Consider the following 2,617-nt stretch of genomic DNA (forward strand, 5'->3'; position numbering starts at 1 on the left):
AGTATCAGCACGAGATCGAACGCTACTTGCTCTGGCTCGGCATCGAGCGCGGCAAGGCGCTGGCTGAGGCGACCCCCGACGATGTCATGCTCTATGAGCAGCTGCTGCGCAGCCCGGAGCAGTGGCCACACTGGTACGGCCCCGAATGCCCGCGCAACGACCCGCGCTGGCGACCCTTTGGTAAGCCGCTGGAGGGAAGAAGCCGCTATCAGGCGCTGCAAGTGGTCAGCCGCTGCTACCGCTACCTCGTCGAGCAGGGCTATCTGCGTCTCAATCCCGTCGCCGGGGCCACGCACTTAGCACGTCCACCCCGCCGGGCAGCGGTGCAGGAGCGCTTCCTCGATGAAGGTTTGTGGCACGAAGTCGGTCGAACCCTGGCTGATCTTCCGCAGCAGACGGCTACGCAACAGGCTCGCTACCACCGCGCCCGCTGGGTGCTCTCGGCGCTCTACGTGCTACTCGCCCGGGCCAGCGAGTTTGCCCAGGCGCGCATGGGCGATCTCTACCGGGTGCGCCGGCCGCACGCCGAGCAGTGGTGGTGGCGTGTGAAGGGCAAGCACCGCCGCCCGGAGGACGCCGCCGATCACGTCCCGGTCCCCTCCACCCTGATCGGCGAGCTCGCCCGCTACCGCGAACACCTCGGACTGCCGCCCTACCCAGCCGCCGAGGAGCAGACCCCAATGGTCGTCAGCCTCTACCCGCAGCGCGACGGCTGGCAGCCGGTCCACCGCACCACGATCTATCGCATCGTCAAATCGCTCTTTTTGGCGACCGCCGAGCGCATCGCCGCCGATCACCCGGCCGGGGCCGAAACACTGTGTCACGCCTCAACCCACTGGCTGCGCCATACCGGCATCACCCATCGACTCGATCACGGCTGGTCACTCAAAGAGACTCGCGCCGCCTCGCGCCACGCCTCCTTGCAGAGCCTGTCGCAGTACGTCCATGCCGATCGCGATCGTCTTGCCGAGCAGGCCGAGCGGCTCGATCTGGGGTGGGGGGAGCGGTCTTGATCACTGAGGGAGCAAAGCGTCCGCTGCTGCCGAAGGGAGAAGAGTATGAGCGAGCTTCCGGTTTGCCTGGTTACGGGTGCGGCCCGCGGGATCGGCTACGGCATCGCGCAGCGCCTAGCCGGTGACGGCTGGCATGTGATCATGGGCGATCTCGACGAGGCGGAGTGCCGGACCGCCGCAGAGCGTATCGGTCCCCAAGCTACAGCGATCGCCCTCAATGTGCGCGATGAGTGCAGTGTTGAGCAGGTGCTGGACGAGGTGCAGCAGGCCCATGGCAGGCTCGATGGGCTCGTGAACAACGCCGCCATCAGTGATCCCGGCCATCAGCCAGTCGAAACACTCCGTTTGGACCAGTGGCAAGCGTACCTCGATACCAATCTCACCGGAGCCTTCCTGCTCTGCAAGCACGCCCTGCCCCTGCTTCGCGCCCAACGAGGCGCCATCGTGAATATCGGCTCCTCTCGCGCCTGGCAATCGGAGCCCCACACCGAAGCCTACGCCGCCACCAAGGGCGGCCTAGAGGCCTTCACCCACGCCCTTGCCATCTCCACCGGGCCGCAGGTGCGGGTCAACTGCATCCATCCAGGCTGGATCGATACACGCCCGCCGGCAACACAACGCGTCGAACCGCTGACCGCAGCCGATCACGCACAGCATCCGGTCGGTAAGGTCGGTACTCCGGCGGACATCGCTGCACTCACCGCCTTTCTGCTCAGCGCTGAGGCGGGCTTCATCACGGGGCAATCTTGGGCAGCAGACGGCGGCATGACACGGCGGATGATCTATGCCGAGTAACCGTGCTGCGCCATTCCGGCACCACCGCTGCGGGAGGGAATCGTCGCCTAGCAATCCCCTTCCAAACAGTCAAACCCAGCCAACCCAATCCCCGCTGACGCGGGGGAAAAAATCGTCCCTGATCGAATATCAAACAACTCACCGGACTATCCCCGTTGGCACGGGAGAATGTGAGGCGGTCATCATCCCGCATTACCCTAATGCCACCGCCTCACCTGAGTCAGGTGTACCGGTTCATTTTATCTCGTTGCAACCGTTTCCGCGCTTTTTAGAAGTGGGCTCCCCTACACCACTGAGAGCCAGCTCAAGCCACCACCGCCACCCACAGGTCCATAACGTTGGTCTGGGTCGGTCCGGTTACCAACTGCGCTCCGGCGGCCGCCAGCGCCGGGCCGGAGGCAAAGCATTCGGCGGCACGAACCGGGTCGTAGCCAGCTGCCTCCATACGGGCAGCAGTCCCGCCATCAACGCACCCCCCGGCGACGGTGGTCGGTCCATCGCTGCCGTCGGTACCGGCACAGAGCAAGGTGACGTCATCACGGCCTCGCGCTTGGATCGCCAATAGCAAGGCGGCGTGCTGACTGCGTCCGCCCTCCCCCGGCGACGGCGGCAAGGTGACCGTCGGTTCGCCTCCACCGAGCAGACAGACTGGCCCCTGGCTGCGATCGACGCCTGCTACCGCTTGCCACCACGCCTCGACCAGCGACTCCACCGGTCCGGCTAAAGGCCCGGGCCACTGTTCCACCCGATAACCCAAACGGCGTGCCTCTGCGGCAGCCGCGGCCACCGCTTGGGCGTTGTTGGCAATG

3 protein-coding genes are annotated in these 2,617 nt (G+C 65.7%); 2 read left to right on the forward strand and 1 reads right to left on the reverse strand.

Translation table 11 applies throughout. The annotated features are described in order from the left end of the window. Together CKO15_RS13405 and CKO15_RS13410 are read left to right on the forward strand one after the other, a co-directional pair. Positions 1–1,013: tyrosine-type recombinase/integrase (locus CKO15_RS13405; protein ID WP_200197263.1), on the forward strand; the 1,013-nt coding region annotated here is incomplete at its 5' end. A 45-nt stretch (positions 1,014–1,058) separates the two neighbouring features. Further along, positions 1,059–1,808, forward strand: coding sequence for an SDR family oxidoreductase (locus CKO15_RS13410; RefSeq protein ID WP_200197265.1), 750 nt, complete (start codon positions 1,059–1,061; stop codon positions 1,806–1,808). A gap of 304 nt (positions 1,809–2,112) precedes the next feature. Here the strand turns inward: CKO15_RS13410 and CKO15_RS13415 are convergent. After that, the coding region (locus tag CKO15_RS13415; protein WP_274600162.1) for an MOFRL family protein at positions 2,113–2,617 on the reverse strand (505 nt) is incomplete at its 5' end.

Origin of the sequence: Halorhodospira abdelmalekii, assembly GCF_016583625.1 — a bacterium.
In the GTDB taxonomy this organism is placed as follows: Bacteria; Pseudomonadota; Gammaproteobacteria; order Nitrococcales; family Halorhodospiraceae; genus Halorhodospira; species Halorhodospira abdelmalekii.

Bases quoted from the DNA above. Each gene is read 5' to 3' on its own strand.
- CKO15_RS13410 (WP_200197265.1), top strand. From the start codon at position 1,059: ATGAGCGAGCTTCCGGTTTGCCTGGTTACGGGTGCGGCCCGCGGGATC.